Origin of the sequence: Paenibacillus sp. FSL R10-2788 (assembly GCF_038003885.1) — a bacterium.
GTDB classification, from domain to species: domain Bacteria; phylum Bacillota; class Bacilli; order Paenibacillales; family Paenibacillaceae; genus Paenibacillus_AQ; species Paenibacillus_AQ odorifer.
In genome coordinates this window covers 2,986,308-3,012,092 of sequence record NZ_JBBOQA010000001.1, presented here as the reverse complement: position 1 = coordinate 3,012,092, position 25,785 = coordinate 2,986,308, and the positions used below count along the sequence as shown (strand labels likewise).

Annotated in this window: 29 protein-coding genes; 15 read left to right on the top strand and 14 right to left on the bottom strand. The window is 44.3% G+C overall.

Features of this window, described 5'->3' with window-relative positions:
- The first annotated feature begins 163 nt into the window (after positions 1-163).
- The 4 genes from NSQ50_RS13285 to NSQ50_RS13270 all read left to right on the top strand — a co-directional run bounded on the left by NSQ50_RS13285 (position 164) and on the right by NSQ50_RS13270 (position 1,965).
- The gene (locus NSQ50_RS13285; protein ID WP_036686439.1) at positions 164-535 is read left to right on the top strand and encodes a hypothetical protein; all 372 of its coding nucleotides are present in this window, start codon (positions 164-166) and stop codon (positions 533-535) included.
- 101 nt (positions 536-636) lie between these two features.
- A complete protein-coding gene (locus NSQ50_RS13280; RefSeq protein ID WP_076104273.1) occupies positions 637-1,473 on the top strand; it encodes a sulfurtransferase in 837 nt (278 codons plus the stop codon).
- Positions 1,474-1,521: 48 nt separating this feature from the next.
- Positions 1,522-1,800 carry a DoxX family protein gene (locus NSQ50_RS13275; protein WP_340949575.1) on the top strand — a complete coding sequence of 93 codons (279 nt, stop codon included), beginning with the start codon at positions 1,522-1,524 and terminating at the stop codon, positions 1,798-1,800.
- 18 nt (positions 1,801-1,818) lie between these two features.
- Positions 1,819-1,965 (top strand): hypothetical protein, encoded by a 147-nt coding sequence (locus tag NSQ50_RS13270; RefSeq protein ID WP_340949574.1) that lies wholly within the window; start codon positions 1,819-1,821, stop codon positions 1,963-1,965.
- A 270-nt stretch (positions 1,966-2,235) separates the two neighbouring features.
- On the opposite strand, the gene NSQ50_RS13265 is transcribed toward NSQ50_RS13270, so the two are convergent.
- Positions 2,236-2,928 carry a Crp/Fnr family transcriptional regulator gene (locus NSQ50_RS13265; protein ID WP_036686434.1) on the bottom strand — a complete coding sequence of 231 codons (693 nt, stop codon included), beginning with the start codon at positions 2,926-2,928 and terminating at the stop codon, positions 2,236-2,238.
- A gap of 172 nt (positions 2,929-3,100) precedes the next feature.
- Between NSQ50_RS13265 and NSQ50_RS13260 the strand changes: the two genes are divergently transcribed.
- The 3 genes from NSQ50_RS13260 to NSQ50_RS13250 are packed head-to-tail and all read left to right on the top strand — an operon-like array spanning position 3,101 to position 4,572.
- Positions 3,101-3,439 (top strand): cupin domain-containing protein, encoded by a 339-nt coding sequence (locus NSQ50_RS13260; protein WP_036686432.1) that lies wholly within the window; start codon positions 3,101-3,103, stop codon positions 3,437-3,439.
- Between the two features lie 16 nt (positions 3,440-3,455).
- A complete protein-coding gene (locus tag NSQ50_RS13255) occupies positions 3,456-3,803 on the top strand; it encodes a cupin domain-containing protein (protein ID WP_036686430.1) in 348 nt (115 codons plus the stop codon).
- Between the two features lie 13 nt (positions 3,804-3,816).
- A complete protein-coding gene (locus tag NSQ50_RS13250) occupies positions 3,817-4,572 on the top strand; it encodes a class I SAM-dependent methyltransferase (RefSeq protein ID WP_036686429.1) in 756 nt (251 codons plus the stop codon).
- Between the two features lie 375 nt (positions 4,573-4,947).
- Here NSQ50_RS13250 and NSQ50_RS13245 read toward each other — a convergent pair whose 3' ends face one another.
- The gene (locus tag NSQ50_RS13245) at positions 4,948-5,415 is read right to left on the bottom strand and encodes a hypothetical protein (protein WP_036686427.1); all 468 of its coding nucleotides are present in this window, start codon (positions 5,413-5,415) and stop codon (positions 4,948-4,950) included.
- Between the two features lie 84 nt (positions 5,416-5,499).
- On the opposite strand from NSQ50_RS13245, the gene NSQ50_RS13240 reads away from it, so the two are divergent.
- Positions 5,500-5,880, top strand: coding sequence for a hypothetical protein (locus tag NSQ50_RS13240; RefSeq protein ID WP_036686425.1), 381 nt, complete (start codon positions 5,500-5,502; stop codon positions 5,878-5,880).
- 30 nt (positions 5,881-5,910) lie between these two features.
- Here NSQ50_RS13240 and NSQ50_RS13235 read toward each other — a convergent pair whose 3' ends face one another.
- From NSQ50_RS13235 to NSQ50_RS13225, 3 genes are all read right to left on the bottom strand, one after another.
- On the bottom strand, positions 5,911-6,369 hold the full coding sequence (locus tag NSQ50_RS13235; RefSeq protein WP_036686422.1) for a hypothetical protein: 459 nt from the start codon (positions 6,367-6,369) through the stop codon (positions 5,911-5,913).
- Positions 6,370-6,576: 207 nt separating this feature from the next.
- A complete protein-coding gene (locus NSQ50_RS13230; RefSeq protein WP_036686420.1) occupies positions 6,577-6,762 on the bottom strand; it encodes a hypothetical protein in 186 nt (61 codons plus the stop codon).
- A 257-nt stretch (positions 6,763-7,019) separates the two neighbouring features.
- The gene (locus NSQ50_RS13225; protein WP_051491460.1) at positions 7,020-8,036 is read right to left on the bottom strand and encodes an ABC transporter substrate-binding protein; all 1,017 of its coding nucleotides are present in this window, start codon (positions 8,034-8,036) and stop codon (positions 7,020-7,022) included.
- A 210-nt stretch (positions 8,037-8,246) separates the two neighbouring features.
- Between NSQ50_RS13225 and NSQ50_RS13220 the strand changes: the two genes are divergently transcribed.
- Positions 8,247-10,310, top strand: a complete 2,064-nt coding sequence (locus tag NSQ50_RS13220) for a methyl-accepting chemotaxis protein (RefSeq protein WP_076224156.1) — start codon at positions 8,247-8,249, stop codon at positions 10,308-10,310.
- Positions 10,311-10,476: 166 nt separating this feature from the next.
- On the opposite strand, the gene NSQ50_RS13215 is transcribed toward NSQ50_RS13220, so the two are convergent.
- Positions 10,477-12,717, bottom strand: coding sequence for a M56 family metallopeptidase (locus tag NSQ50_RS13215; RefSeq protein ID WP_076224153.1), 2,241 nt, complete (start codon positions 12,715-12,717; stop codon positions 10,477-10,479).
- Between the two features lie 5 nt (positions 12,718-12,722).
- Positions 12,723-13,100 carry a BlaI/MecI/CopY family transcriptional regulator gene (locus NSQ50_RS13210; protein ID WP_038570550.1) on the bottom strand — a complete coding sequence of 126 codons (378 nt, stop codon included), beginning with the start codon at positions 13,098-13,100 and terminating at the stop codon, positions 12,723-12,725.
- A 202-nt stretch (positions 13,101-13,302) separates the two neighbouring features.
- Here NSQ50_RS13210 and NSQ50_RS13205 point away from each other — a divergent pair, with 202 nt between their 5' ends.
- The 5 genes from NSQ50_RS13205 to NSQ50_RS13185 all read left to right on the top strand — a co-directional run bounded on the left by NSQ50_RS13205 (position 13,303) and on the right by NSQ50_RS13185 (position 18,368).
- Entirely contained in the window at positions 13,303-14,793 is a 1,491-nt protein-coding gene (locus NSQ50_RS13205; RefSeq protein ID WP_076224150.1) for a 4-hydroxyphenylacetate 3-hydroxylase family protein, read from the top strand.
- A 212-nt stretch (positions 14,794-15,005) separates the two neighbouring features.
- Positions 15,006-15,665, top strand: a complete 660-nt coding sequence (locus NSQ50_RS13200; protein ID WP_036686413.1) for a response regulator transcription factor — start codon at positions 15,006-15,008, stop codon at positions 15,663-15,665.
- A gap of 79 nt (positions 15,666-15,744) precedes the next feature.
- Positions 15,745-17,040 (top strand): sensor histidine kinase, encoded by a 1,296-nt coding sequence (locus tag NSQ50_RS13195; protein WP_340949572.1) that lies wholly within the window; start codon positions 15,745-15,747, stop codon positions 17,038-17,040.
- 60 nt (positions 17,041-17,100) lie between these two features.
- Complete coding sequence (locus NSQ50_RS13190; RefSeq protein WP_051491458.1) at positions 17,101-17,910, top strand: hypothetical protein; 810 nt, start codon at positions 17,101-17,103, stop codon at positions 17,908-17,910.
- A gap of 80 nt (positions 17,911-17,990) precedes the next feature.
- Positions 17,991-18,368, top strand: a complete 378-nt coding sequence (locus NSQ50_RS13185) for a PilZ domain-containing protein (RefSeq protein WP_036686410.1) — start codon at positions 17,991-17,993, stop codon at positions 18,366-18,368.
- A gap of 134 nt (positions 18,369-18,502) precedes the next feature.
- On the opposite strand, the gene mnhG is transcribed toward NSQ50_RS13185, so the two are convergent.
- The 7 genes from mnhG to NSQ50_RS13150 all read right to left on the bottom strand — a co-directional run bounded on the left by mnhG (position 18,503) and on the right by NSQ50_RS13150 (position 25,087).
- Positions 18,503-18,901: a monovalent cation/H(+) antiporter subunit G gene (gene mnhG, locus NSQ50_RS13180; RefSeq protein WP_036686408.1), complete on the bottom strand. Its 399-nt coding sequence runs from the start codon at positions 18,899-18,901 to the stop codon at positions 18,503-18,505.
- Entirely contained in the window at positions 18,876-19,169 is a 294-nt protein-coding gene (locus NSQ50_RS13175) for a Na(+)/H(+) antiporter subunit F1 (protein ID WP_036686407.1), read from the bottom strand. Before NSQ50_RS13175 ends, mnhG begins: the two co-directional genes overlap by 26 nt.
- Positions 19,169-19,642 carry a Na+/H+ antiporter subunit E gene (locus tag NSQ50_RS13170; protein WP_036686405.1) on the bottom strand — a complete coding sequence of 158 codons (474 nt, stop codon included), beginning with the start codon at positions 19,640-19,642 and terminating at the stop codon, positions 19,169-19,171. The genes NSQ50_RS13175 and NSQ50_RS13170 overlap by 1 nt, the downstream gene beginning before the upstream one ends.
- A gap of 4 nt (positions 19,643-19,646) precedes the next feature.
- Positions 19,647-21,125: a Na+/H+ antiporter subunit D gene (locus NSQ50_RS13165; RefSeq protein ID WP_036686404.1), complete on the bottom strand. Its 1,479-nt coding sequence runs from the start codon at positions 21,123-21,125 to the stop codon at positions 19,647-19,649.
- Positions 21,122-21,457 (bottom strand): Na(+)/H(+) antiporter subunit C, encoded by a 336-nt coding sequence (locus tag NSQ50_RS13160; RefSeq protein WP_036686402.1) that lies wholly within the window; start codon positions 21,455-21,457, stop codon positions 21,122-21,124. The genes NSQ50_RS13165 and NSQ50_RS13160 overlap by 4 nt, the downstream gene beginning before the upstream one ends.
- A complete protein-coding gene (locus NSQ50_RS13155) occupies positions 21,457-24,321 on the bottom strand; it encodes a Na+/H+ antiporter subunit A (protein WP_036686622.1) in 2,865 nt (954 codons plus the stop codon). The genes NSQ50_RS13160 and NSQ50_RS13155 overlap by 1 nt, the downstream gene beginning before the upstream one ends.
- 127 nt (positions 24,322-24,448) lie before the next feature.
- Positions 24,449-25,087 carry a universal stress protein gene (locus NSQ50_RS13150; RefSeq protein ID WP_232061321.1) on the bottom strand — a complete coding sequence of 213 codons (639 nt, stop codon included), beginning with the start codon at positions 25,085-25,087 and terminating at the stop codon, positions 24,449-24,451.
- Positions 25,088-25,435: 348 nt separating this feature from the next.
- Between NSQ50_RS13150 and NSQ50_RS13145 the strand changes: the two genes are divergently transcribed.
- Positions 25,436-25,768, top strand: a complete 333-nt coding sequence (locus tag NSQ50_RS13145; RefSeq protein ID WP_036686399.1) for an ArsR/SmtB family transcription factor — start codon at positions 25,436-25,438, stop codon at positions 25,766-25,768.
- Positions 25,769-25,785: the final 17 nt, after the last annotated feature.

Here is a 25,785-nt window from a genome sequence, read left to right as displayed (position 1 = left end):
ATTCGTTTTATTGTGTCAGTGTTATAGTTGAATAGTACACTAATATGTTATTGAAGTAAAGCCCAAAATGATAAGTTAATGCAAATAAGGGCTTTCTATTAGACTATTAGCCAAGCAAAAAATTTATATGAACATAGATTAGATAACAAAGGAGGAATTACAAATGAAAAAAGAAGTTCATGTATCGCAGACTTACCCTCGCTTGACCGTGTACGATGAAGAAAACTTCAATGGACGCCGTAGAATATATACTGGCAACCTGGGTATTCGTAATACGGACAACATCCTCGATGGTATTGAGAGCCTTCGGTTCTTCTCTACTAGCAGCAATGCTACACTGGTACTTTTCACTAGAACACGGTTTAGAGGGAACTTCCGTGTACTTCGCGGGAACCGCAACATTAGGGATCTGGATGATTTCATTTCAGGTAATGACGTGGAGTCCATTATTTCTACTAACCAACGCTTAACCCTCGAACAAATCCGTAATATCCGCAGCAGCGGTAACTTGCCTTCGGGATATCGTTTGATCTAATTTTTAGAGGACGCAGTTTAAGCCATAAGCTTAAGGTGCGCCCTCTTTTATTTTCCGCTATAATGACTCCATACATATTAAACAGGAAAGAAGGCTACTTTATGGAACCGATCGTTTCTACTCGATGGCTGCTTGCTCGGTTATACGAGCCTGAACTTGTTATAGTTGATTGCCGTTTTTTACTTACTGACCCGGAAGCTGGACGTAAAGCCTATACAGAAGATCATATTCCCGGCGCAGTTTATCTACATCTGGAAGAACAACTCTCCGCTCCTGTAAGCTCACACGGGGGACGCCACCCACTGCCAGAAATTTCAAAGCTAACTGCCGCACTTAGTAAGGTTGGTATTAACAGAGATAGTATTGTTGTTGCTTATGATGATCAAGGTGGTGCCTACGCTTCCCGTCTGTGGTGGATGCTTAAATATTTGGGGCATGAACGTGTGTTTGTAATGGATGAAGGCTACTCTGCTTGGAAAAAAGCATCCTTCCCCGTCAGTGATCATCAAGCGGTTCGGATTCCTAGCCAGTATGAAGCAGATGTTCAGAAGAAGATGCTTGCTAGCATGGAAGATGTGCAAAATGTAGTTAACGCCGGTGGCGCACTATTGATTGATTCCCGCGAGTCCCGTCGCTATGAAGGTTTGGAAGAACCGATTGATCCGAAGGCAGGTCATATTCCTGGTGCGATCAATAAGTTCTGGAAGGATGTTCTCGATGAGCAAGGGCGCTGGAAATCAACTGAGGTGCTGAAAGAGCATTATGAAGGAATTGATCCTGAGCAAGAGATTATTGTGTACTGCGGTTCAGGTGTAAGTGCCTGCCCTAATGTGCTCGCGCTAGGCAAAGCCGGGTACAAGAATGTTAAGCTGTATGCGGGAAGCTGGAGTGATTGGATTTCATATGAGGAGAATCCGGTGGCTACGGGAGAGGGTTAAGCGTTCGTTTTTATTTGTATATTTAAGAAAAGGAAAAGCCCGCAATCTTTGCGGGCTTTTTTAGCTTGCGCTATATACCGAAACGTTTACGGCAAGAAATCGATTTTCCGAAGGTCGGATACGTTTGCCTCTGCTTCGTCTTCTTCACCGTACAGCATCGTACATATCGTATTGGCGGCAGGCTTCGTATATTCGGGATGGATGAAAACCGTTCGTATTGAGTCGTCAAAAAAGACATGGGCCTGGGTAAATGATGTGCCGAAAAGACTAGTTGTTCTGATCGGAATCGCGGAGCTACTCGGAGCGCTGGGCCTTGTTTTGCCGTGAGCACTGAACATAGCTCCGTTGCTAACGCCGATCGCCGCGATCGCTTTGGCTGCGGTTGCACTGCTCGGGATGCTGTTTCATATTGGGCGAAAAGAGTACCGGGAGCTCGGCGTAAATATCTTTTTTGTAGTTCTGGCGTTGATCGTGGCAATTGGAAGACTATAAAGGAAGTTGTATGCGGGTAGTCGGAGTAATTGGATTTCATATGAGGAGAACCCGGTGGCTACTGGAGGAGAGTAACATACAAAAGCCCGCGTCCGACGCGGGCTCTTGTATTTATGAGTAACTCCGATAGATAGCTAAAATCAACAAATCAAAACTCAAGTCAACAGTTAACTAACTTCAACTACCTCTTTTATGCTGTTTAGATCGGTCAAATACTTTTCTAGTGCATTTTCTAGCTGCGTACTCTTTTCAAGGTTTGGAGGAATTATTCTAAAAATCGCTGATCCGCAGCTGATTCTCCGCGTCCAACAGCTCAAATTGATTTCGATTAAACCGGATCAGCCCGTCCTGCGCCATCCGCTGCAGCTCTCTGGACAAGGCGCTGCGGTCAACAGTCAAATAATCAGCCAGGTCGCTGCGGGTAAACGGAATTTCAAAACAGGCGGAATTGTTTTTTTTGGTCTGGAGGGCTAAATAATGCAGAATACGGTCCCGCAGCGATTTGTGGGAGACCAGATCCAGCTTTTGATAGATGGACCGGTTGTTCTCAAGCAGCAGGGCCAGCATATTCTCAATGATCCGGCCCCTTAAATGGCAAGTGTCCTGGCCGGGCCGGACAATTTTATTTATTTTGACAAACAGAATCCGGCATTCCGAACCCGCCACCGCTTCATAGCCGCTGTGTTCTTGGACAAGGCGAAGCGCCGTTTCGCCAAAGATTTCCCCATCCCCGAGCTCCGAGAAAATAAATCTCATGCCTGAGATATTATCTTTGCACAGCAGAACATTGCCATGGATAATAATGCCCGCCGAATCCAGAATATCGTCTTTTCTAAAAATAACCTCCTTCCGCGCAAAATCCTTGATTGTGCCCTGCAAACAGCTCAGCGCTTGCTGCACCTCCCGCTCCGCGAACCCCTTAAACAAAATAGTGCTCTGTATCCTGCTCAGATATTTCTGCAATTTTCTCAGCCTCCTGTTGCCATGGCAACAGAGTCATGATAAATACTCTGCTACAATAAAATAAATGAGAATAATTCTCATTGGTCATTCTCATTATATCAAATTGCAGGAATCATTCAATCAAGCAATTTGGAAATAAACAAAATGCTGTACTTTGAACAGGGGGGATCGTATGAGTGGAATTACAGCAGGCAAGGTATTTTTTTTAACAGATATGATCAGCGTTAAGCCACACCGGATTGCGAGCCGAGTGCTGGCATTGCCCGTATCTGCAGCCGAAACAGCGGCACAACCGGAATGGGTATTGTATGCCATGGATCAGGAGGAGACCATCAGTTCAGAGACCTCCCCCAAATCTAAAATCATCCATGTGCTGGAAGGCGAGCTTCATCTGCTGGTGGCGGAAGAGCCCTATCAATTGACAGCCGGCGCATCCGTTATCGTCCCAGCGGGCACTTGGCATGATTATTCCGCCCGCAGCAGCTGCAAATTTCTGCAAATTAGTATATAAAACGGAGGTATTCAAAATGGAAACAGGTTTATTCATTAAAAAACTGCCGCAATCCGCAGTCATTGATTTGAAGGACATCATCACAATAGAGGAACAGCAGGTTTCCAGTCTGACCCTTGTACAGCGGCCAAATCTGGCAATGACACTTCTTTCGCTGGACAAAGGCTCGTCGATTGGGGGACATTCTTCCCCGGGTGATGCCATGGTCAACATTTTGTCCGGGCAAGCGGAAATTACAATTGGAGAAGACAAGTACACTGTTCATGCCGGGGAGACCCTCGTTATGCCGGCCAATATTCCGCATGCCCTACACGCAACAGAGGCGTTTCAGATGCTTCTGGTTGTAGTCAAGCCGGATAAGTAATGGGGTGAATGCGATGAAAAAGGAAGTAGGCCATAATTTTTTAGCGCGGCTGGGAAAAAAACGTTTGCGGCCCGGCGGCGTTGCAGCAACCAACTGGCTGATCCAGCAAGCCAATCTGAGTACGGACAACCAGGTATTGGAGGTAGCCTGCAATATGTGCACCACCTCCATTCAACTGGCCGGGAAATACCACTGTCAAATTACCGGCATTGATATGGACCCGCGGGCGCTGGAAAAAGCAAACCGAAATATCAAAAATGCCAACTTGGAAAACTATATCCGTGTCCGGCAAGGAAATGCACTGAAGCTACCTTTTGAGAATGAGAGCTTTGACGTTGTCATTAATGAAGCCATGCTCACGATGCTTAACCAGCCTGCGAAGGAAAAGGCAGTCGCCGAATACTATCGGGTACTGAAACCTGGCGGCATTCTGCTTACCCATGATATTACCTTTGCCAAGGAAAATATGGAAGAACGTCTGGCCGAGCTGCGCCGCACCATTCACATCAATGTCGAACCACTGTCTGTTGGGCATTGGGCGGGATTGTTCCACTCCGCAGGCTTTAAGCAAGTAGACAATGCTACCGGTCCCATGTCCTTGATGAGTATCAATGGACTCATTCGTGATGAAGGGGTTATCGGGGCGCTGCGTATTGTGAAAAACGGGCTCAAGAAAGAGAACCGGGAACAGTTCAAAAAGATGTATACCTTTTTTAATACGACGGGTAAAGATCTGAATTATATTGCCGTTTGCAGCAGCAAACAATAGTTGTGCGCAGGCCTATCATGTCTTATGATAGGTTTTTATTTCCGCTGACGTTGAGAATGATTATCAATACAATTCATCGATATTACCGTCTAGAAGTCAAAATAACCGCTTGAAAGGAACTCACGATGAAAGCTAAATCTGTTTATGCCTTGTGTCTCAGTTTGCTGTGTTAAGTGCCTGTTCGCAACAAAAAAATGAAAGTTCGCCCAAATCCGCTGCTCCCTCCGAAATTCTGGAGCAGCTGCTGACGGCGCAGTAATTGCCTGAATGAAGCAGAACATTTCAAAATCAAGTATATAGAAAACGCGAGCCCGGGTAGCACTGCCCTGAACTCGCGCTTTTTTGCTAAGTTATTCGGTTATGTATTTCTATCGCCTATTTTGCCGGGTATCGCTTCAACTGCTGCTCAAACACGGTATTGTAGTAAAATTTTCGCGGATAGGCATCCTCCTTCAACAACTTGTAAAGTACGGATTGACCTTCTTCATAACGGACCGCAAATTCACATTCATCATAAAAACGCCGGGACAGCTCGCGGATCAAGTCTATCTCGGACGAACAGCGCCATCCGAAATAAATCATATCTAGCTGGTCCAGCGGATCACGGTAAGTGTCGAGGACAATACAAGCGTTTGGCTGCACTGGATTACTGTAAACAAGCACATGTCCGTTGTGAACAGGGTTGGCAAAAAAATGTTCATAAATCTCCGCAACGGGTACTGTAATGCCCAATTGATCCATGATCATCTGAAAATTCGGGTGCGCAATGTAGGCATCATTCTGCTCATCCGGGTACTCCACCAATTCTGTAATGGATGCCATGATCCCAAATTCATACTTCATATGAACATCCTCCCTGTTGATTGCTTGAAAAATATCCCTATGCTTGCTATGATAACAAAATTATTGGGATGAGAGGCGATTATTATGAAAAAAAAGCTGCGTTCTATCACGCTCAGGGGACTGGAATACAGCTACATACTGGGCATGCGAATCCATGACAAACGGAGTCTGCTTGAATTAAAGGTTTATCATAAAAATGTAAAGCTCCATCCGCTACGCATCCAAATCCTAACATGGGATGATCCGATTGCCGGATGTCCGCTGAATACAGGCTATCTGCTGCAAAACCATAAAAAAGGGTTTGATGTTGTCTATAATCTAAACCATCCACAGCGTATCCGCGAATGGATCGAATATGGAACGGCTAAAGGCTGGGACGGCACCCGGACAATAGAGATCATATATGGATTGGATGCTATGCAGGAAATGGGCTACGATATTACTTCATTGCGCACTTCTATATAAATTCAGGCGTATGAAGTTAACGGTTGCGGATCAGTCAAAAACCTGTTCCAGTGCTTGCGGATTATAAGGACTGATAATTTTATATGCATTCAAGTGAGGATTGCTTAAATCATTGTCATAGATGATCATATGCTGTCTGCTTTTTAGAATAATATCAAATCGTTGCTTGCGATCAGCCTGAACTATCGTAATATAATAGCTGAAATTTTTGTCAGAACTGACATTTCGGGCCGATTTCATTAATTGAACATGAGAGAAATCAGTAAAGATCCGCTCAATAACAGCAGGATCAGTAATAATGATGTCTTTCTTTTCACCGGGAACTGAAGACAATCGCGAGATTTCTAGAGAGGCGATTTCTTCCAATCGGATGGTATTAGCTACGATTCGTTTAAACGAAGTATAGCGGCTTGCTGTATAGGCCATCAAAGAGACACCTCCCCCTGTCAGAAGCGCACCGACAAGCATGTATTTTCTATTTTTATCCATTTCCCATTCCTCCCAGTAATACGATTCTGTAAGCTACAATTATAAAACTATAAAGACATCGGTGCAAATCTGCTTATTTTAACTTCTACATAGCACACGAGCCAGGGTCAGAAGGAAATACTTAAGTCAAGTCAGCCCCCAAGCTGTTTTGTTCCTAAACTAGCGCAGAAAAGCCACTCTATGGGCGGTACGATGGACGGCTTGCCCCTAATCCTCTAGCTCGTCCAGCTTCGCTTCCAGTTCAGCCAGCTTACGATTTGATTGTTCCAATATTTCCTGAAGCTCTGCAGCTTCTGCTCGTTTTATTTCTTTTTTAACGGTTTCAATCTGCTGTTCCAAATAGAGAATATCGGCTTCATTTCCTGAGTTGTTCCAAATCTGTGAGTAAGTCATAGTCAGCCTCCGTTTATCTGTGTGCACGATTCAAGCATAACCCGCATTCTACTTCTTCAGATTAATCGATGCTACTCTTAGCGTCTAGCTAATCAACAAAAATCAATGAGCCGATTACTTTCCTATATTCAACACCCTCTACTTTATAAGCAAAACAAAGAAGCAGCGAGTTACTTCACTGCTTCTTTGTTGAATCTCACTTCTCTCATTCAAAACGGTCATTAAACTTCACGTCAAGGGTTAACCTGAGATCTCATTTATTTAGTCAGCAGTTTAGGGAACTCATCCAGCAGCATGCTGCTGGTCAGCATATCGTCGTAATTCCATTTGGTCTCCACAAAAGTAACTTTTCCGCTCTTAACAGCAGGGAGCGAGCTCCACAACGCAGTTTTCATTAACTCATTAAAGGAATTTTCCGCATCAGCATTGGCCGGATAAATGACAAACAAATGGTCACCAATAAGCATCTTATGCATTAGCTCAGGGGAGACCTCAATATAAGGCGCGCCTTCTGCCGGCTCAATTTCCTTCACTGCTTCTGACATTTTGTAGCCCTGCGGCTGATACAGTAGTGCAGGAATGCCACCAGTTTTCATCAAATACATTGTCTTGTTCCAATAATAAATCAGCACTACCGCTGTTTCTCCTTCGGCAAGTTTGCCTTCCTGACGCAATCCGCTCCACATATTCTCGGCCTTGCGATTATATTCGGACAACAGTTGCTCTGCTTCAGCCTTTTTACCCACTATCTCACCAATGACAGGCAGACGCTCAGACAAGGGTTTACTCTGGTCAAATACAACAGTAGGTGATATTTTGGACACTTCTTCATATTGTTTGTCCATCACATAACCTAGCATTGTTAAATCCGGTTCCAGATCCAAAACAAGTTCCAGATTTGTAGGAAATCCGATATCCTGTGCCGGGGTTATCTCCTTGTCCAAATAGACTGATTCTTCAATAAACCGGCGGTCGACACCGACCGGCTGAATCCCGAGTGCCAGCAGGTCTCCGATCGAATTACCCTGCAGCACAATCCGCTGTGGACGCTCTGGAATATCAACCTCATGCCCCTGACTGTCTTTATATACTCTTGTAGATTTTGAATTGGTGGCTGAGTCCGGTGGACTTGTCTCTGTTTGCACAGAGGATACCGGACTAGGGCCAGCATTCGCAGAATTAACAGGACTGTTCCCTGAAGAGCAAGCACTAAGCATTAAAACCAGACATAACAGCATCGCTGCTCCCATTGACATTTTTGTATTTCTAACCATCAGTAAATCCCCAAGTGAACAGACTAATTGTTAAGATCTCCCTCGCCCCCCACCATCTTGAAATCCCGAACCAGTCAAGTGTTTATCCTGTGCGTTATCCATTTTAATTTAATTTTTTTATTCTCAAAATTACTATTTCGAAAATCTCACTATCTTCCGATATGTTCTTATGAGCTATTTGCTCAGAGACAACTTGGGGGAGATGGTAGCATGTTAAAACAACTAAAAAAAAGGCGGTTCGGTTCATCAAGCATAGCAAATACTTTGTCCATTGTACTTTTAGTTATTATTGTTGTCGTCTTCTCAATCTTGGGAACCTTTATGTTTTCCAGCACTCGCAGCATACTTGTGAAACAACAAGAATCTATGCTTCAGACCAAAACACAGGCACTTGTCAGTCAAATTGATGCACTATTTAAGGAAAAGGGTTCACTGGTCAAGCAAATGTCAACGAATAACTTATTCAAACAATACATCGAAACCACCAAATCTCCAGAAATGGCCAAGACTTCACCGCATGCCGCTGAAGTAGCAAAGACACTAGCTGCCATTGTAAAGGTGGAACCCACTTTTGCAGATGCATGGATTGCTAGTACTGCCGGCAAAGGTTTTTACATCCTCAACAATGGTACGACATCAGATGCTGCTTTTAACATTAAAGAACGGCCGTATTATAAGCCAGCAATCGAAGCAGACGGCCTATACTACTCCGATCCTTATATTGACGTCACTACAGGCGATATGCTGATGGGTATTTTTTATCCGATAAAAAATGACAACAATACATTAATCGGTTTTGTCGCGGTTGATATAGCGTCTAAAAATATCCCTGAGATAATGGAAAGCTATAAGCTAGGCAGCACTGGTTATTCCATTCTCGCCTCCAAAACAGGTGATATTCTGTATCACCCAGACCAGTCTAAGGTCACAAAGGAAAAGATTAATGAGCTGCCAGGTGATCTTGGGGGGATCGGCAAGAAAATGATCGCTGGTGAATCCGGCGTACATCTGATTAATGACAACGGAGAACGCCGTTACATCGGCTATGCTACAAGTAAAGATACCGGCTGGTCCGTAGGTTTAACTATTTCAGAGCGTGAAGTGCTCTCCGAATTAAAAAAGTTCACCTGGATTACTATTGGCGGGTTTGTGGCAGCGGCGATTCTGCTCGTTCTATTTTCGTATATCACACTCCGTTATCTGCTCAGATCCATACCGAAGCTGCTCACCAAAATCAAACGGGTGGAAAATGGGGATTTGACTGTTCAATTTGATGCCTATTCCAACAACGAAATTGGACAAATCTCCAACGGAATATTCAACATGGTCCAGAAAATTCAAGGGATGCTTCAAATAGTGGGTACCTCCGCTCAGGTATTAAACCAGTCCTCAAAAGATCTGCAATCCATTTCTTCCCGTACAGCTATAACGATGAACGATACAGCAACGGCCATTAATGAGATTGCGAATGCGACCAACTACCAGTCGATTGAAACGGATACGATTTTGCAAAAAACCGGATCATTATCTGGTCAAATTGACGAAATCGCAAATGATGCTATAGCCATAGAGACGATGGTGCAGGCTTCTGCCGACCAGAGCGAACTGGGGTTAGGTGTATTGAATCAGTTATCGAAATGGGCAGAAGAAAATCACAACTCCACTCATTCGATATCGTCTGCCATTCATGATATTGATCAAAGCCGTCATGAAATTTCAAGTATCGTGGACACGGTACATCAAATCGCTACGCAAACCAATCTGCTGGCGCTAAATGCTTCCATTGAAGCAGCACGTGCGGGAGAACAGGGGCGCGGATTTGCCGTTGTTGCCGGAGAGGTTCGCAAGTTGGCGGAGCAGACCGCACAGGCCACACAGGAGATTGGCAGAAAGGTTCATGAAATCGAGGAAAAAACTAGAGCATCCGTGGAATACACAGCCCAAGGACTTGAAATTGCCGAAGAAAATGCAAAATCCGTGGAGGCTACGAAACAGGTATTCTTTAGCATCAACAGCGATTTGGAGGCTTTGAGATTACGTATGATTCAAATCAGCAGCAACACCTCCAAAGTCCATAAGCACAAAGATGAGATCCTACAGGCACTCGAAATCATTTCTTCAACTACAGAAGAGAATTCCGCTTCGACGGAAGAAGTTAGCGCAAGCACGCAGGAACAATTGGACAGCATTGAACAGGTTGCCGAGCTATCCCAGCAGCTCAACCAGTTGTCCAAAAAGCTTCAGGACGAATTAAACCAGTTCCAGGTCGAATAGCCCTCTAGTCATCCGTAAGTTACGCAGTCATGAGACTATCCTCCCTTCTAGAAAAATTAAGCAGCCAGTGCATGCCGATAATCCATCGGCGCGCACTGGCTGCTTTTAGTTTCAATTCGCTAGTAATGGTCTCTTCAATCGTACGGTACAGACCTATGATAATTAACTATTTATACGGGTCAGGAATTTCCTCCCACTGACCAGTAAAGACATCTACTTTAATCGTGAATTCCCTGCTTCCTTGCCTAACATCACTGAACAAATAACCATCCCCGATAAACCCTGAAATCCAGTCCGTACCTGTTGGCTTGAAACCCTCTGTATCAAAGATAGGTTGGAGTAACTTATACAGTTCCTTCTGGTATTCTGTACCGTTAGAGATATCCCACAGATCTATCGCTTCTCGGTTTACAAGACTTCTCAGTGGACTGCCAGAAGTTACGTCATGAACCGTTCCGGTAAGCGGATTAATTTTATAGCTGTTGCCTTCCCCTACGCCATTCAGTGGATCTATATCCACCCTATATTGATCTCCGTCTTTGCTAAAGGTCCAACCGCTTGCCGGAAGCTGTTTTTCCATCATGGACTTGATGTCCTGTTCACTGAGCGGTGGAGATATAAACGAACCATAGTACATCTGTGCGCTCTCAATGGTCAGATTCTTCCCGTAAACGGCAATAACTTCGAGCGGAAACTCAGACATAGAGGCTGCACCAGCCAAGTGGGCTATAATTTGGTCATCTATCAGCTCGTATGAAACTATTGAGCCAAATCCGACCTTCTCTCCCCAAGCTCCCTCAGTGTAATCATATACTTTGGTCAAATGCTTTCCGTCCAGTTCAGCAGATACATAGGTATGGTTATTTCGGTGTATAATGGAGGATTTCAGCCTCTGATTCAACGTTTCGATCGGATCTTCGACCACAAGCTCTTCCAAGGTAACAGGCTGGAGCACATGAATCTCACTCATAGAGAGTCCGGTACCCGTGCCGGTCGTAATGCGTATGAAGATTTCTTTAGTCCCATCCCCGTTCACATCTGCTTCTTCAATCAATGGAGGCCGAGTTTCATCTTCCCCGGCATTCCACAAGAACGTACGGCTTACTTCACCACGCACATCTACCGTGATTTTATGCAAAAGTGCATTCTCCCCAGTGGGATTAGCAGATACCGTGATTCCGTTTTTTTCCGCCAATAGAGTGCCTTTAACGCTGGAAGCCGTGCTCTCTTTGTCCTGCGCTTCTGCCCGAAAAGTAGCAGGAGCGCTCTTTGCCGGGGCTGATGCAGAATTCAGCTTTGCCCCTGTCAGGGTACAGCCACTTAAGATCATAATTACAGCTAGGCCCAGCAGTGAGTTTTTTGCCGTAAATTTTTTGTGTCTGGTAATCATGATAATCCTTCTTTCCATTTCCTTTTTACTGCTCGAAATGCCAGCTGTACCTGCCAACCGGATCGGGTCGGGTAAGGTTTCTAACAATTTGAGAAGTGTCAGGGCATAACTTCTGTGGCACGCTGGTTCAAGATGCTTCAAGGCCAGAGCATCACAGGCAACCTCTTGATCCTCTTTCATTTGGCGTACGGCATACCACAACAGAGGATTAAACCAATGCATGGCCAGCAGCAGACCTGTCAGCAGATTTAGCAAAATATCACGGCGCTTCACATGCGCCAGCTCATGAAGGAATATATGACGGAGCCCGTTCGTCTCCAGAGTGTGTAAGGTAGAGGTGGGCAGCAGCAACATGGGCCTTATAACGCCAAGTAGTGTCGGTACGGCAATCTGCTTCGTCTCGATCAGCTTGACTGGGCGCCGTACCTGCATCTCCTGCTGACAGGTTCGGAACAACCGTTGGATTTCTAAGGAATGAATCTCTGGTTCCCTTCGAACCCGTGCGGTAAATCGAAGTTGTACTCGAACTGACAAGCCCAGTACCACCGCGGCTCCGCCAAGCCACACCAAAACCAGTAAATGTAGAGGCTCCCACCCTGAATCGGTCGCCCTGGAAGAACTGTCTATTTGCGGATTGACTTGTGCCACATCATCCGATGCTGATGCTCCCGGCAAAGGTCCAGTTTCTGCAATTCCAGTAACTGACGCTGCTTCCTCTTCCTCTCCGGTCAACCCGGGCATATAAGTAAAGCCGATTTCCGACTGTACTGACGGAAAAATGGTACTCTGCGCCGCTTCTTTCTCCAGCGGCAACAGATTAAAAATACTAAATGTGCTTTCTGGTGCCCAAGGTATTGCCAGCCTCACGATCAGTGGTATCCACAGAAGATACGTCCAGGTAGGTTTTAGACGATCCTTGAACAGGAACCGGGTCAATAAGATCAGCAGAGCCAGCACGCTCGCCATGGCAGACAGCGACAATACCTTGACGAACAGATTGTATGCAGCTTCCAGCAAGCGGCTCAGTCCTTTCGTTCATCCAAAATTCTCTTCAATTCTTCAATATCTTCCCGGGACAACTTTTCATCCTGCAAAAAATTGACCAACATCGGGCGCAGAGTTCCACCGTAGATCCGCTTCAGAAAGGATCGTGTCTCCGATTGGACACATTCCTCTTCCCTCACCAGCGGATAATATGAATACACCCTACCTGTCTGGTTATAACCAATAGCCCGCTTCTCTGTCAGACGCTTAATCAACGTCCGTACCGTCTTTGGGTTCCAGTCCCTGCTGCCTTCTAGTGCTTCAACAATCTCACCTGCAGTGCGCGGGGCACTTGCCCACAGCACCTTCATCACTTCCCACTCGGCATCCGAAATCCTTGGAGTTTCCTTAGACATAATACTATCCACCATTCTTTCCTGGCATGACTACATTTGTAATCCAATATCCAAAATATACAAGTCAGCTTCGTTTATGTCAACCCCAAACTCCCTGTTCACACACGGTATATGGACAATGTACACGTAGATTCATGGTCACGTACATTAATAGCAATAATACGGCTTATTAGTCAAAGATGACTTCAATGAGGTGGAACCTATGCCTATAAAAACAGGTAATCAATACATCGAACGAATCGACCGGCAAAAGATCAATATCTGGTACAGAGGAACACGTATTGAAGGTCCTTTATCCAAACACCCTGCCTTTCAGGGTCTCATACAAACACAAGCTGAAATGTATAACATGCAGTGTGATGAACGTTATTTGGCGCAGATGACCTTTCCTTCACCTGATACTGGAGATCCTGTTGGTTTATCTTTTCTTCCACCCAAAAATGCTGAAGATTTAGAACGCCGGAGAAAAATGATTGAACTCTGGTCCAATAGACATCATGGATTTTTAGGACGCTCCCCCGATTATATGAATACAGCCATTATGTCTCTCTTCACAGCTGCTGATATCCTTGAGGACCTTAATCCGAAATATGCTGAGAACCTCAGAAAATACTATGCCTACTGTCGTGATTATGACATTACCTTATCCCATGCCTTCATCCAGCCTCAAGCCAGCAAAATATCCGGCCAGATTGATGCTACAGAGGATTCTATCGCTGCTAAAGTCGTAGAAATCAATGATGAGGGGATGATTGTTACCGGTGCTTTTATGATGGCAACACAGGGAGCTACCTGCGATGAAATGCTTGTATTCCCGACTCCCTCACCCTCACTTGTGGATGATGATAATCCCTTTGCGTTTGCCTTTGCGGTGCCTAATGATCTGCCTGGAATGACTTTTTTTTGCCGTGAAAGCTACGCTGCCTCATCTACTTACGACCATCCGTTAAGTTCAAGATATGAAGAAATGGATACCCTTGTTATCTTTGACCGTGTACTTATCCCTCATGATCGTATATTTTATTATGGCGATGAGATTTACTGTTCCCGATTATTCGGCGAGAGTAATTTTCATACGCATATGGCCCACCAAATTGTCACCCGCTATATTGCAAAAACCGAGTTTTTTCTTGGTATGCTAGAGTCTTTGGCTGAAGAACAAAACGCTGTCCTTGAGTCCTACACGATTCTGCCTATTTCCAGAATATTAACCTATTTAGAAACATTCAAAGCCTTAAGACTTGCAGCGGAAATAGGGGCTTCGCTCGACAAATTTGGATATCTCGTTCCAGACAAGGGACCACTATTGGCTTCAACCATTCACTTTTCAGAGTTTTATCCAGAAATGGTTGAAATGGTTCAAAACCTCAGTTCAAGCGGTCTCATCATGATCCCCTCTGAAGCCGACTTTACATCAAGCGCTGGTTCTTATCTTTATGAGTATTTGAAGGGGAATGTCTCGGATGCATGGTATCGAAATGCCTTATTCCGGCTGGCGTGGGAACTAGGAGCGGGTGCATTCGGAGGTCGTCAAACCCAGTTCGAGCGGTTATTTTTCGGCAACTCCCAAACGGTGGCCTGGCGTATGTACAACAGCTATGATAATCACGAATATTTCCGTCAAATCGTTCACGATTTTATTGCCCCCGATCCCCCCTTGCCTAAGTCAACAACGGATGGAATTTCCAATTAATAAAGAGTTGCAAAGGCTTATAATGATGTGTTTTAGGATTGATTAAGAGACTGCTTTCGTTCTCTTTCAGTCCTTTTTGAGCTCTATTCACAATCAAAATTATGAAGAACTAGATGCTTTTTCATACCTTCACTGGACAATTCTGTAATAAGTTGTTTATAGTTTATTAGCATTAGGAAGTGATTTGCTAGCTTAGGAGGGAACAATGAACTATGGGCCATATCATAGTCGTAGAAGATGAACGTGCAATCAGTGACTTAATTACTATGAATCTAAAATTAGTCGGACATACCTATAGCAAGGCTTATCGCGGGCTGGAGGTTATTGAACTGCTGGAACGTGAAAAGGCCGATTTAATTCTGCTCGATATAATGCTGCCCGAACTGGATGGTTTTGAGATCATGCAGCGGATTGCTCACTTACAAATTCCGGTGATTCTAATCACCGCTAAAGATTCACTGGCTGATCGCATCAAGGGCTTTGAGCTGGGCGCCGATGATTATATCATTAAACCTTTTGAAATCCTTGAATTGTTGGCAAGAATCAATGTGGTGTTACGCAGGAGCGAAAAAGGCACTTCCAATTTTCTTTGTGAAAACGTTGAGGTACGTTATCTTGAGAGGCTTGTCATGGTGGATCAACTACCCGTAGATTTAACCGCTAGGGAATTTGAGCTTCTTGAAGTCCTTATCCGCAACAGAAACATTGCTTTATCAAGGGAAAAGTTGCTGGAATTAGCCTGGGGCTATGATTTTGAAGGAGATACCCGTACCGTAGATGTCCACATCAGGCAGCTGCGCAAAAAACTAGGCTGGGAAGAACGAATTAAAACCGTATTTAAGCTTGGTTACCGCTTGGAAGTTCAGGTCTAGTATGAGATTCTGGCATAAAATTCTGCTGTCAGTCCTCGCCTTCTTCATCGTCGCCCTAGATGTGAGTGTAATAATGATTATGAAAAAAAGCTGGCAGCTGAACATGGACAGCGAAATGCAGCGTGCTTCAAGCGAACAGCTATTAATTGCAAACAACATTTATGAAAATCTTGAATCGATTCAGACCCGTGGGGCCACACTTACCTCTACTTTAATCTCCAGCGTGGCTCAATCCTATGGTGAATTTTATCATAAGCAGGGAATCGGACTACAGCTCTGGGAGAATGACCAGCTGGTTTATCCGAATGCCGGAGTCCCATCCGTCTCAACGCCGGAATCACATTCTATTCAACTCTCTACTGAGCTCCCTGCTCCCTATCAAGCTTTGACGATCGTTTATCAACGTGATATCAGTGACCTGTATGCTAAGCAGCATGAGCTGAACCGTTTTTTTGTAATGATTAACTGGATTATCGGTCCAATTCTGCTCCTATTACTCTACTTGCTGATCCGGCAGTTGACCAAACCACTTAAACAGCTTTCAAAGACTACAAAAACGATCGCTGAAGGCAAATATACCGAGCGTGTGCAGTTGCGCAGTAAAGATGAATTTGGTGAGTTAGCCCTGAACTTTAACCGAATGGCAAACGCAGTGGAACAGCACGTGATCGAACTGTCTAATATGGCCGATGAAAAGCAGAGAATGGTAGATAACCTCGCCCACGAACTGCGCACACCTTTAACCAGTATGCAGGGATTTGCTGAATTTCTGACTTCCGCGAATATAGGCCAGGAAGAACAGCAGATGGCTGGTCAATATATCCTTAGTGAAACCTTACGCCTGAAGAATTTTGCCTTCAAACTGCTGGATTTGTCCGTCCTACGGCATCATCCTCTGACTCTGAAACAAGTAGACATATCAGATTTGTTCAAATCGGTTAAACAGATTGTGCAGCTTAAATTGGACGAAGCAGGCATCAAACTAGAAATGGATTATTCGATCCCTGCGGTTTGGGGTGATCATGATCTGCTAACTTCCTTCTTGGTTAACCTTGTCGAAAATTCCATTCATGCATCTCCGCAAGGGAGCACCATCCGCTTGCTTGCCTATGCATTGCAAAATGAAGCCATATTGGAAGTATGTGATTCGGGATTTGGGATGACCCCGGAACAGAGCGCGCGTGTTTTTGAACCCTTTTATCGAGGTGAAAAATCGCGCACACGCGAATACGGGGGTGCGGGTCTTGGTTTATCTTTATGCAAGCAAATCGCAGATGCACATCAAGCCAGAATTTCACTGAATTCTACTTTAGGTCAAGGAACAAGTATCCGCATTTTTTTACAACTCCATAACATCTGTTCACCTACTCTATAACATCTATAGTTTAAGGTTAGGAAGATTCAGCATCATCCGAAGCAAATGGAGGTTATTCAAGTGAATAACAAAAAATTCCCCACTGCTTTAGCTGTACTCCTGTTCTCGGGGAGTCTGCTAATCGTCAGTGCAGTCATTCAAAACACCACCCATTTAGCTTTAACCAGCATCAAAACCCCAGGGGTGAAGTTGGAAGCACCCACGCGGGTGTCCACAGAGAATGACGATCTACAACAGCAGACGAGCCCTAAAGAAATACAACAAATTAACAATTTCATAGACATGGCTGGTAATGAGACTTCTGTATCCAAACGGAACACTGTTACACCGCCTGCTGTAGGGCATTTGAGTCAAAGCGATACCGTTGCTCTCGCTGCTTCAAGCGTTCGCAAATTATTCGAAGTGGACATGGGAAAGCTGCAGATGCGGGTTATTCTGAGTGATACCCGAACCTCGCTGCCGTGGACATGGGCTGTACATTTCAGTCCATATAACGCCAAGACCCTAGAAGGGCAAGGTAAGGAATTCTGGGAATACGATGTACTAATTGATCCCATAAACGGTATGGTAGTGAATACGACCGCGATTAATAATTCTCTGAAAAGAACACCAATTAGCGCTTCTGCTGCCAGCGCCATCTATAAAGATGCTAGTTGGATCAATACGGCCATTACTATCCTTACAGATAAACAAAAAGAAAGCCGAAAAATTGTTACAGCAACACTAATCAACACTGAAACCAATGATAAACGCGGCATGGTCGCTGTTCAGATGATGCTGGAAGATGGCAGCAGCTACACGGCAGAAATGCGTTATCCTGATCAAAGTCTGCGCTGCCTTACCTACGAGACTGCTCAAGTAGTGAAATAAATCAAAAATAGAATCAGCTCTTCACTAATCCTACTTTTATGTCGATAATTTATAATACATGGAAAAGTATGGAGGAGCATATGAACACTAATCGCAGAACCGAACCTTTTCGATATACCCTTAAAGAACCTGTAACATTTGATCTTCATATTCTTACTATTAACGGCATCCAGGTTCCTTCCAAGCCTGTAAGGGCTGTATTGTTCGACATCAGTCGATCGGGTTGCCACTTATCGTTACCCCTCAATATCAACCCAGAAAATAACCTAGTACGCATTGGCATGGAAATGAATCTTACGGATGAATCTATGTACATAGAAGGAATATTGAAATGGAACAAAGAACAACAAGGCAGTTTCCACTACGGCATTCAGTTGGACATCCCTGAGAATGACGGTGAACGACTCCCAAGGGTACTTCGCATACTTGCTGGAGAAGGCAAAATATTAGTTCGTTAAGATAACAAAAAAAGAGTAGTTTTAATCTAAAAAAGCAACAACCCCGCGTTTTCATGCAGGGTTGTTGCTTTTTAGCTATTGCGATCCAAACTTATTGTTGTAATCCGAAATTACAGACTAACATTTCCTGAATTTTATTCTTGAGGCACATCCCGTTCAGGGGATGCTGCTACAGCTTTTTCTTTCTCCAGTACCTCTCTTAAATCATCCTGAATTCTGCGATTCCATAAGGGAACCCCTGAGCGATAAGCAGCTCTACCTGTCAAATGCGCAGATAAAGGTGAGGTCATAAATACAAAGACAATCCCCAGTAGCAGCTTAGCACTTATATGATCTAGAAAAAATGCAAAATATAGAAAGGCCCCGCTCAGAACACATAAAACACCAAGGGTTGCACTTTTAGCAGCGGCATGCGATCTCAGATAAACATCAGGCAGCCGAATCAGTCCATAAGCACTTACAGCACTAAGCAATGCCCCCATCAGAATTAACAAAGCAAACAGCAATTCACCGACTGTCTTGATCGTTTCCATGTTCTAGCACCACTCCCCTTTCGATGTATCTGGCAAATGCCGTCGTGCCGATAAAGGAAAGAATGCCTATTAACAAAATAATTTCGATAAAAGCCTGCGTTCGGAGTAAAACAGAAAGAACGGCTACCATGGCTAACAGATTAATTCCAATCGTATCCAGTGCTGCTACCCGGTCAGGCAAAGAAGGTCCCTTCAACAAACGCCAGGCGCATACACCAATCGCCAGCGCCATAATCGTAAGCGAGAGCATAAGAATAAAATGGATCATTAACGGGTCACCTCCAATATCGCACGCTCAAAGGTGTCACGGATATTCGCTCTGAACTGTGCGGGATCATCAACATCCATGGCATGAATATACAAAGTCCGGTTATCATCCGATACTTCAAGTACCACAGATCCGGGAGTAAGGCAGAGCAATGTGATCAAAGTAGCCACTTCCCAATCCGATTTCAGCTCTGTAGTATATTTCAAGATTGCTGGACGTATATTAAGCTCCGGTCTCAGAACGGCTTTTACCACTACATAACTTGAAACGACCAGTTCCCGCAGCAGTAAAAGGATTAGCTTAATAATTGCCCACACTTTTCCTAGATATAATTTGGGCCAAAAACGTCGCATTCCGAGCAGAATGAGGATACCGATCAAGAAACCAATGACGAAACGTGGCCCAGTCCAGTCATTGTGCAGGAACATCCACAGGAATGCTATCATGAAATTCAATAATAGTTGAAAAGCCATAGTATCACTCCTTCATGACAGCGTTAATGTATAGTGCTGGATCAGCCAGTACGGCTCCGGCTTGACTCACAAAACCGTTTACCGTCTCCGCACCTACACCCATCAGAATTACAATCACGAACAGAACAGCCGCCGGTGCCATCATGGCTTTATAATGAAGCGGTTTGACTTGTTCTTCCCTTTTCTCGCCACCCCAGAATACTTGCTGGAATACCTTGATCAAGGAATATAACACTACAAAGCTGGATGCAAGTGCAATCAGCGCCAGAGCCACGTGATTCTCTCCAAATCCACTACGCACCATCATCACTTTTCCAGCGAAACCACTAAGGGGTGGAACACCAACCAATGCCAAAGTCAGTACAAAAAACATCCAGCCGGTCCACGGATAACGTCGGATCAAACCACCCATTTCTTTTAATCGGTCGGTGCCCGAAGCTGAGATAATCATCCCACCCAGGAAAAATAATAATGCTTTGGCAACCATGTCATGCATTAAATAAAACACTACACCATTTAACGAATCCTGAGTCGCGACAGAGATCCCAAAAGCAATAAATCCTACACTGATGATGATATTATAATTAAATATTCGGCCCAGATCGTTGTAAGCCAATGCCCCGATTGCCCCAAGTATCATTGTCGCCCCCGCCATCCAGGCAATCAATGTATGGGTGAGTCCCGGTTCTTGAATAAAAATCAAAGTAAAGGTACGTGTAATTGCATACAATCCGACCTTGGTTAACAAAGCCCCAAACAGGGCTCTAACAGCCAATGGCGGTGCACTATAGGAATCGGGAAGCCAGAAAAAGAGCAGCAAACCTGCCTTAATCGAAAATACAATTAGCAGCAGGACCGCAATGACGTTCATTACACCGCCTTGTCCCGCCTCTGCTACACGCATAGATAAATGCGCCATATTCAGTGTGCCTGTCGCAGCATATAAATAAGCAATCGTCGCCACAAACAAGGAAGAGGAAATCACATTAATTAATACATACTTTAATGTCTCTCGCAGTTGACCCTTGGACCCACCAAGTACGATCAAAGCGTAAGAAGCAACTAACAGCACCTCAAAGCAGACAAACAAGTTAAACAGGTCCCCGGTGAGGAAAGAGCCAAAAACCCCGGTTAATAAAAAATGGAAAAACGGGTAGTAATAAAACCGTTCTCTGTCTTCCCCAATGCTAGCGAAGGAAAAAAACAGACAAGCCGCACCAACAATGGCCGCTGTCAACACGAGCAATGCCGAAAACATATCGGCAACAAACACAATGCCATAAGGTGGACGCCATCCCCCCATATATAAGGTCTGGATACCGTTTATATTTACCTGATACACAATGAATCCTGCAACAAAGATATTTAAAAACACACTGACGGCACTTATGATTCGTTGCAGACGTACTCGTTCTTTCAGAAAAATGAGTATAACTGCCGTAATGGCCGGAATCAGCAGAGGCAGCACTAACAAGTTGTTCATCGTCTCTCCTCCTTGGTTCCTTCCACATCATCGGTACCCGTCGAGCGGTAAGTCCGGTATGCCAAAACAATAAAAAATGCTGTTACTCCAAAGCTAATTACAATAGAGGTCAAAATGAGCGCCTGCGGCAAAGGATCGACATAAGCTTCCGCTTCCTCACCCAGCAATGGTGCAGCACCTGTCTTGAGGCCAGACATTGTCAGTAACAACAAATGAACGCCGTGCGTTATTAAAGTGGTTCCCAGAAGGATACGCAGCAAGCTTTTGGAAAGAACTAGATAAACACCTACGGAAAACAGTACACCGATCGCCAGGGCAATAATAAGCTCCATTAGCTATCCCTCCCGATCGTAAATATGATATTCATAGTGACACCAATAACAGCTAAGAAAACACCGAGATCAAAGAACATTGCTGTGGTCAGTTCTGTTTTGCCCATAAGTGGCAGTTGGAAATAGCCAAACGCTTGGCTCAGAAAAGGTACATCGAATAAAAACGAACCTATTCCTGTAAGAAAAGCTACAGATACCCCTATCGCGATTAACTTACGATAGTCGATAGGCAATACCTTCTCAACCATATCAATCCCAAAAGTAATGGCGAGTAGTACCAATGCGGCTGATGCCATCAATGCTCCAATAAATCCGCCTCCCGGATTATTATGTCCGGCGAAAAACAGATAAAGCGAAAATATTAGTATCATAACGAAGGCTACTTTAGCTACCGCTTGTAGTAACACATCATCACTTACAGAAGAACGTGGTTTATTATCCTTCACAGCCCGCTTCAGTGGGGCAATAGTTCCATCTGTATCCAACTGCAGTTTGATCATGGAATAAATAGCAAGTGAGGCAAGGCCAAGCACTGTAATTTCAAACATGGTATCAAAGCCGCGGAAATCAACGAGCAGAACATTAACAATATTTTTACCGCCACCCAAGGTATAGCTATTCTCCACATAATATTTCGAGATGGATTCGAACGGACTACTGCCTAAAGCAGCAAGTGCAACCAATGTCATGGTTATTCCCATCCCGATGGAAATAATTAGCTTAGGCAAGCGGGACCGAAGTTTGAACGGTTCTTTCTCCAGCTTAGGCAAATGCCGAAAACATAGCAGGAACAATGTAACGGATACTACTTCGACAATCATCTGCGTAAGCGCCAGATCAGGTGCCCGGAACAGAACAAAGAGTAAAGTAACCATATAACCAACCATTCCTGTTAACAAAATGGCTGTGATTCTGGAACGTACAAATGGGATAGCCAAAGCGCCCGCAAGCATAACCATAACAACAATAACTTCAAACAACGAAAACGGAGCATATTCAGTTGTCCCAAGCGTAATTCCATCGGTATACCACACGGCTCCACCAATGGCTACGATCAGGAAAGCGAAGATATACATCAAGTAATGGCGCATGGAACCTGTCATATAGGTGCCAGTCAACGCCCTAGACGATTTCTCGACCAGCCGGATTACTCCGTCATAGACTTGATTTAAAGTGTAGCCACTGCCCCATTCTTTATCGACCAGACTCCAGCGGCCATAGATTCGGTATACAATAATACCAAGAATCACAACACCAAGTGTCATCCATATTTCTGGTGTAAAGCCGTGCCAGAAATGAATATTCACAACAAAGGGTTCTCCGGTCTGCAAGATTGGGTGAATAGCATTCATTGCAGGGATAATAAGTGTATTGGATAATATATTCGGGAAAAAACCGATAAATATAGACAGCACTGCTAGCAGGCACGGGGCAAGCAGAAGTCCAAATGGGGCTTCATGCGGTTTTTTGTCCAGCTTCTCAGGCTGATATTTTCCGAAAAAGGTGTGAAAAACCAAAATCATACTGTATGCAAAAGTAAACACGCTGGCAATCCAGGCCAAAACCGGGAAGAGCGTAAACAACGAGGGAACAGACAATATATCCAGGTTTCGGATATTCAGAACAGCTGTAAAAAACATTTCTTTACTTAAAAACCCGGAAAATGGCGGCAAACCAGCCATCGAGAAACTGCCGATCATCGCTACCGTAAAGGTAACCGGCATAATGGAAATCAGTCCGCCCAACTTCCGCAGGTCGCGGGTACCCGTCTCATGGTCAACTATACCGACCATCATAAACAAAGAGCCTTTAAAGATGGCATGGTTAATAAGGTGAAAGATAGCCGCTGTTGTTGCAGCAGTGTAAAAGACTGAATCTCCCCCTACATAAAATGCCGCTGCCGATCCCATTCCCAGCAATCCCATAATCAGTCCAAGTTGACTAATCGTTGAATAGGCTAATAGAGCCTTCAGGTCCGTCTGCTTCATCGCCTGGATAGAGCCATAAATCAAGGTGATCAAACCGACGCCTGACACAACCCAGAACCACTCATATTGCCCCGCAAAAACAGGGCTGAAACGGGCGACAAGATACAATCCAGCTTTAACCATCGTTGCCGAGTGAAGATAGGCGCTAACGGGTGTAGGTGCCTCCATGGCATCTGGCAGCCAGATATGAAACGGGAACTGCGCTGATTTGGTGAAGGCGCCTAAAAGAATTAGTAGCATCGCCGGAATAAATAAAGCATGCCCGCTAATATCGCCAACCTCACTCCAAATTTCCCGGATACTAAAGGTGCCTGTCATTACATAAAGCATTAAAAAGCCGGCAAACATCGCTAAACCACCAAATACGGTAATCAACATAGATTTGAGAGCACCATACCGCGATTTTTGCCGCCGATGCCAAAAGGCAATTAACAGAAATGACGAAACACTTGTTAATTCCCAAAAGCCGTATAACACCATCAAGTTATCCGAGAGCACAACGCCAAGCATCGCCCCCATAAACAACATTAGATAAATATAAAAAGGGGTTAACGCTTCTTTTCGCCGGTCAAGATAATAAATTGAATAGATAATTACAAGACTACCCATCCCAGTGATTAGCAAAGCAAACAACAAACTTAATCCATCCAGATGGAAAACCAAATCAATTCCTAGTGAAGGAATCCATGAAATGGTTTCATATCCCAAATCCCCACCCTTAATAACGGGAATCCGGGTTAAGAAATAAACAAACAAAACGAGTGAACCAGGGAAAACAAGCCATCCTCTATGAAGGTTGGGTGCTCTCTTGGACAAAAGTGCGATTACTAAGGCCATTAGAAACGGAACAAGTATGATTACATGCAGCAAAGGCAGTCCTCCTTTTCCACTTGAGCTTATTAAGTTGTGAACTTTAGTACTTACTTTTTTACCAAAAGCCAAAGATCATATGATTGGTAGGGCCTTATATACAAGGCCCCAATGTTGATAAGGGCAAGCCTAATTATAAAGAATCGGTCAATGTGCCATCACAAATATGCAGATATCTAGCCTTTCCATCTTCCTGCTCAATTCTGAATAAACCGTTCTCAAATTCTGTGTGTAGTTCGTGAAAGAACTTTCCCTTAAGCGAATACTCTCCCTGAGGTTCATCACTGAGCTGATATTCAGCCCCGTTTTTGACCAGGTAGGCGATAACGCCTTCCTCATGGGTTTCTTCCAACCCGGCGCGCATCCGCTGCACAGCCACGACATGCAGATCCATCATTTTCATTTTACCAATGAGTTCATTGATGAAATTACGTTTGGTAAGCTCCTGCCACCGAGTTTGAGCAGATTGTCCAATGACGATCTGTGTGACCTCATTTTCTTCAGCAACTTCTACAATAATATCTGTTGTTTTTCGGCCTTCACGTTTCCGAATGATAAACTCTGCGCCAGCTTCATCGGCAAGACGTTTCCAGACCGTCATATACATTTCTTTGCTCTGATTATATTCATCAATATCCGAACTATCGACATTTAATACAAACAATGGCGCCCCTATAATTTCAGATAGTTGGACACCACGCCGGATTAAACGCTCCCCATGCGGACCATAATGAACACAAACCATAATCTTTTCATTGTGTATGACCTTCACCCTCCTGTAACATGGCCAAGAAATACAAAAGGAGCCCACTGGCGTTAGGCCCCTTGCGTATTACTAAAACCCGATAAGTTATACTTAATTATATCTATTCCTATGTTTTTTGTAAAGTTTGATGGTTATCATGGAACATATTTCTTTTTAATGCTTGTATCATGCCCTTCTTTTGCAGGTGTCATTCAATGCATTTTATACATTCCTTTACAGGAATATTCCTGTCATGGTATATTAAAATTATTATTACAAACAGGAAATAACAAAAAGGAGGCGCTATAGAGCCGTTTAACCATGGTGCGTCATAATAGAGCGAATGAATTTAATGAATCGAAGTGATCCTCGTTTATGAATACTAACGTTATGAGTGCCTTAGCTGAGCCCCACCGCATGCAGATCGTTGAACTATTACGGGTTAATCCCTTAACCGTTGGGGAGATTGCAGAAAGTCTTCAGCTACGGCAGCCTCAAGCGTCCAAGCATTTGCGCGTCCTTAGTGAAGCGGGCTTAATTGAAGTTCAAGCTGTTGCTAACAAGCGCATTTGCAAGCTCCGTCCTGATCCATTTAAGGAAATAGACGATTGGTTAGACTCCTACCGCCATATATGGGAAGAACGATATGATCGACTGGATGATTATTTGCAAAAGCTACAGAGCAATGAAAACAATAAAAAATCATAGTCTCAGGCTGAAATTGG

Coding starts and splice junctions, on each gene's coding strand:
- NSQ50_RS13205 (WP_076224150.1), top strand. CDS start 13,303: ATGCCTATAAAAACAGGTAATCAATACATCGAACGAATCGACCGGCAA.
- NSQ50_RS13280 (WP_076104273.1), top strand. CDS start 637: ATGGAACCGATCGTTTCTACTCGATGGCTGCTTGCTCGGTTATACGAG.
- NSQ50_RS13285 (WP_036686439.1), top strand. CDS start 164: ATGAAAAAAGAAGTTCATGTATCGCAGACTTACCCTCGCTTGACCGTG.
- NSQ50_RS13200 (WP_036686413.1), top strand. CDS start 15,006: ATGGGCCATATCATAGTCGTAGAAGATGAACGTGCAATCAGTGACTTA.
- mnhG (WP_036686408.1), bottom strand. CDS start 18,901: ATGGAAACGATCAAGACAGTCGGTGAATTGCTGTTTGCTTTGTTAATT.
- NSQ50_RS13230 (WP_036686420.1), bottom strand. CDS start 6,762: ATGACTTACTCACAGATTTGGAACAACTCAGGAAATGAAGCCGATATT.
- NSQ50_RS13175 (WP_036686407.1), bottom strand. CDS start 19,169: ATGATCCATTTTATTCTTATGCTCTCGCTTACGATTATGGCGCTGGCG.
- NSQ50_RS13250 (WP_036686429.1), top strand. CDS start 3,817: ATGAAAAAGGAAGTAGGCCATAATTTTTTAGCGCGGCTGGGAAAAAAA.
- NSQ50_RS13245 (WP_036686427.1), bottom strand. CDS start 5,415: ATGAAGTATGAATTTGGGATCATGGCATCCATTACAGAATTGGTGGAG.
- NSQ50_RS13255 (WP_036686430.1), top strand. CDS start 3,456: ATGGAAACAGGTTTATTCATTAAAAAACTGCCGCAATCCGCAGTCATT.
- NSQ50_RS13160 (WP_036686402.1), bottom strand. CDS start 21,457: ATGGAGCTTATTATTGCCCTGGCGATCGGTGTACTGTTTTCCGTAGGT.
- NSQ50_RS13240 (WP_036686425.1), top strand. CDS start 5,500: ATGAAAAAAAAGCTGCGTTCTATCACGCTCAGGGGACTGGAATACAGC.
- NSQ50_RS13145 (WP_036686399.1), top strand. CDS start 25,436: ATGAATACTAACGTTATGAGTGCCTTAGCTGAGCCCCACCGCATGCAG.
- NSQ50_RS13170 (WP_036686405.1), bottom strand. CDS start 19,642: ATGGCTTTTCAACTATTATTGAATTTCATGATAGCATTCCTGTGGATG.
- NSQ50_RS13185 (WP_036686410.1), top strand. CDS start 17,991: ATGAACACTAATCGCAGAACCGAACCTTTTCGATATACCCTTAAAGAA.
- NSQ50_RS13210 (WP_038570550.1), bottom strand. CDS start 13,100: ATGTCTAAGGAAACTCCAAGGATTTCGGATGCCGAGTGGGAAGTGATG.
- NSQ50_RS13235 (WP_036686422.1), bottom strand. CDS start 6,369: ATGGATAAAAATAGAAAATACATGCTTGTCGGTGCGCTTCTGACAGGG.
- NSQ50_RS13220 (WP_076224156.1), top strand. CDS start 8,247: ATGTTAAAACAACTAAAAAAAAGGCGGTTCGGTTCATCAAGCATAGCA.
- NSQ50_RS13260 (WP_036686432.1), top strand. CDS start 3,101: ATGAGTGGAATTACAGCAGGCAAGGTATTTTTTTTAACAGATATGATC.
- NSQ50_RS13195 (WP_340949572.1), top strand. CDS start 15,745: ATGAAAAAAAGCTGGCAGCTGAACATGGACAGCGAAATGCAGCGTGCT.
- NSQ50_RS13225 (WP_051491460.1), bottom strand. CDS start 8,036: ATGGTTAGAAATACAAAAATGTCAATGGGAGCAGCGATGCTGTTATGT.
- NSQ50_RS13165 (WP_036686404.1), bottom strand. CDS start 21,125: ATGAACAACTTGTTAGTGCTGCCTCTGCTGATTCCGGCCATTACGGCA.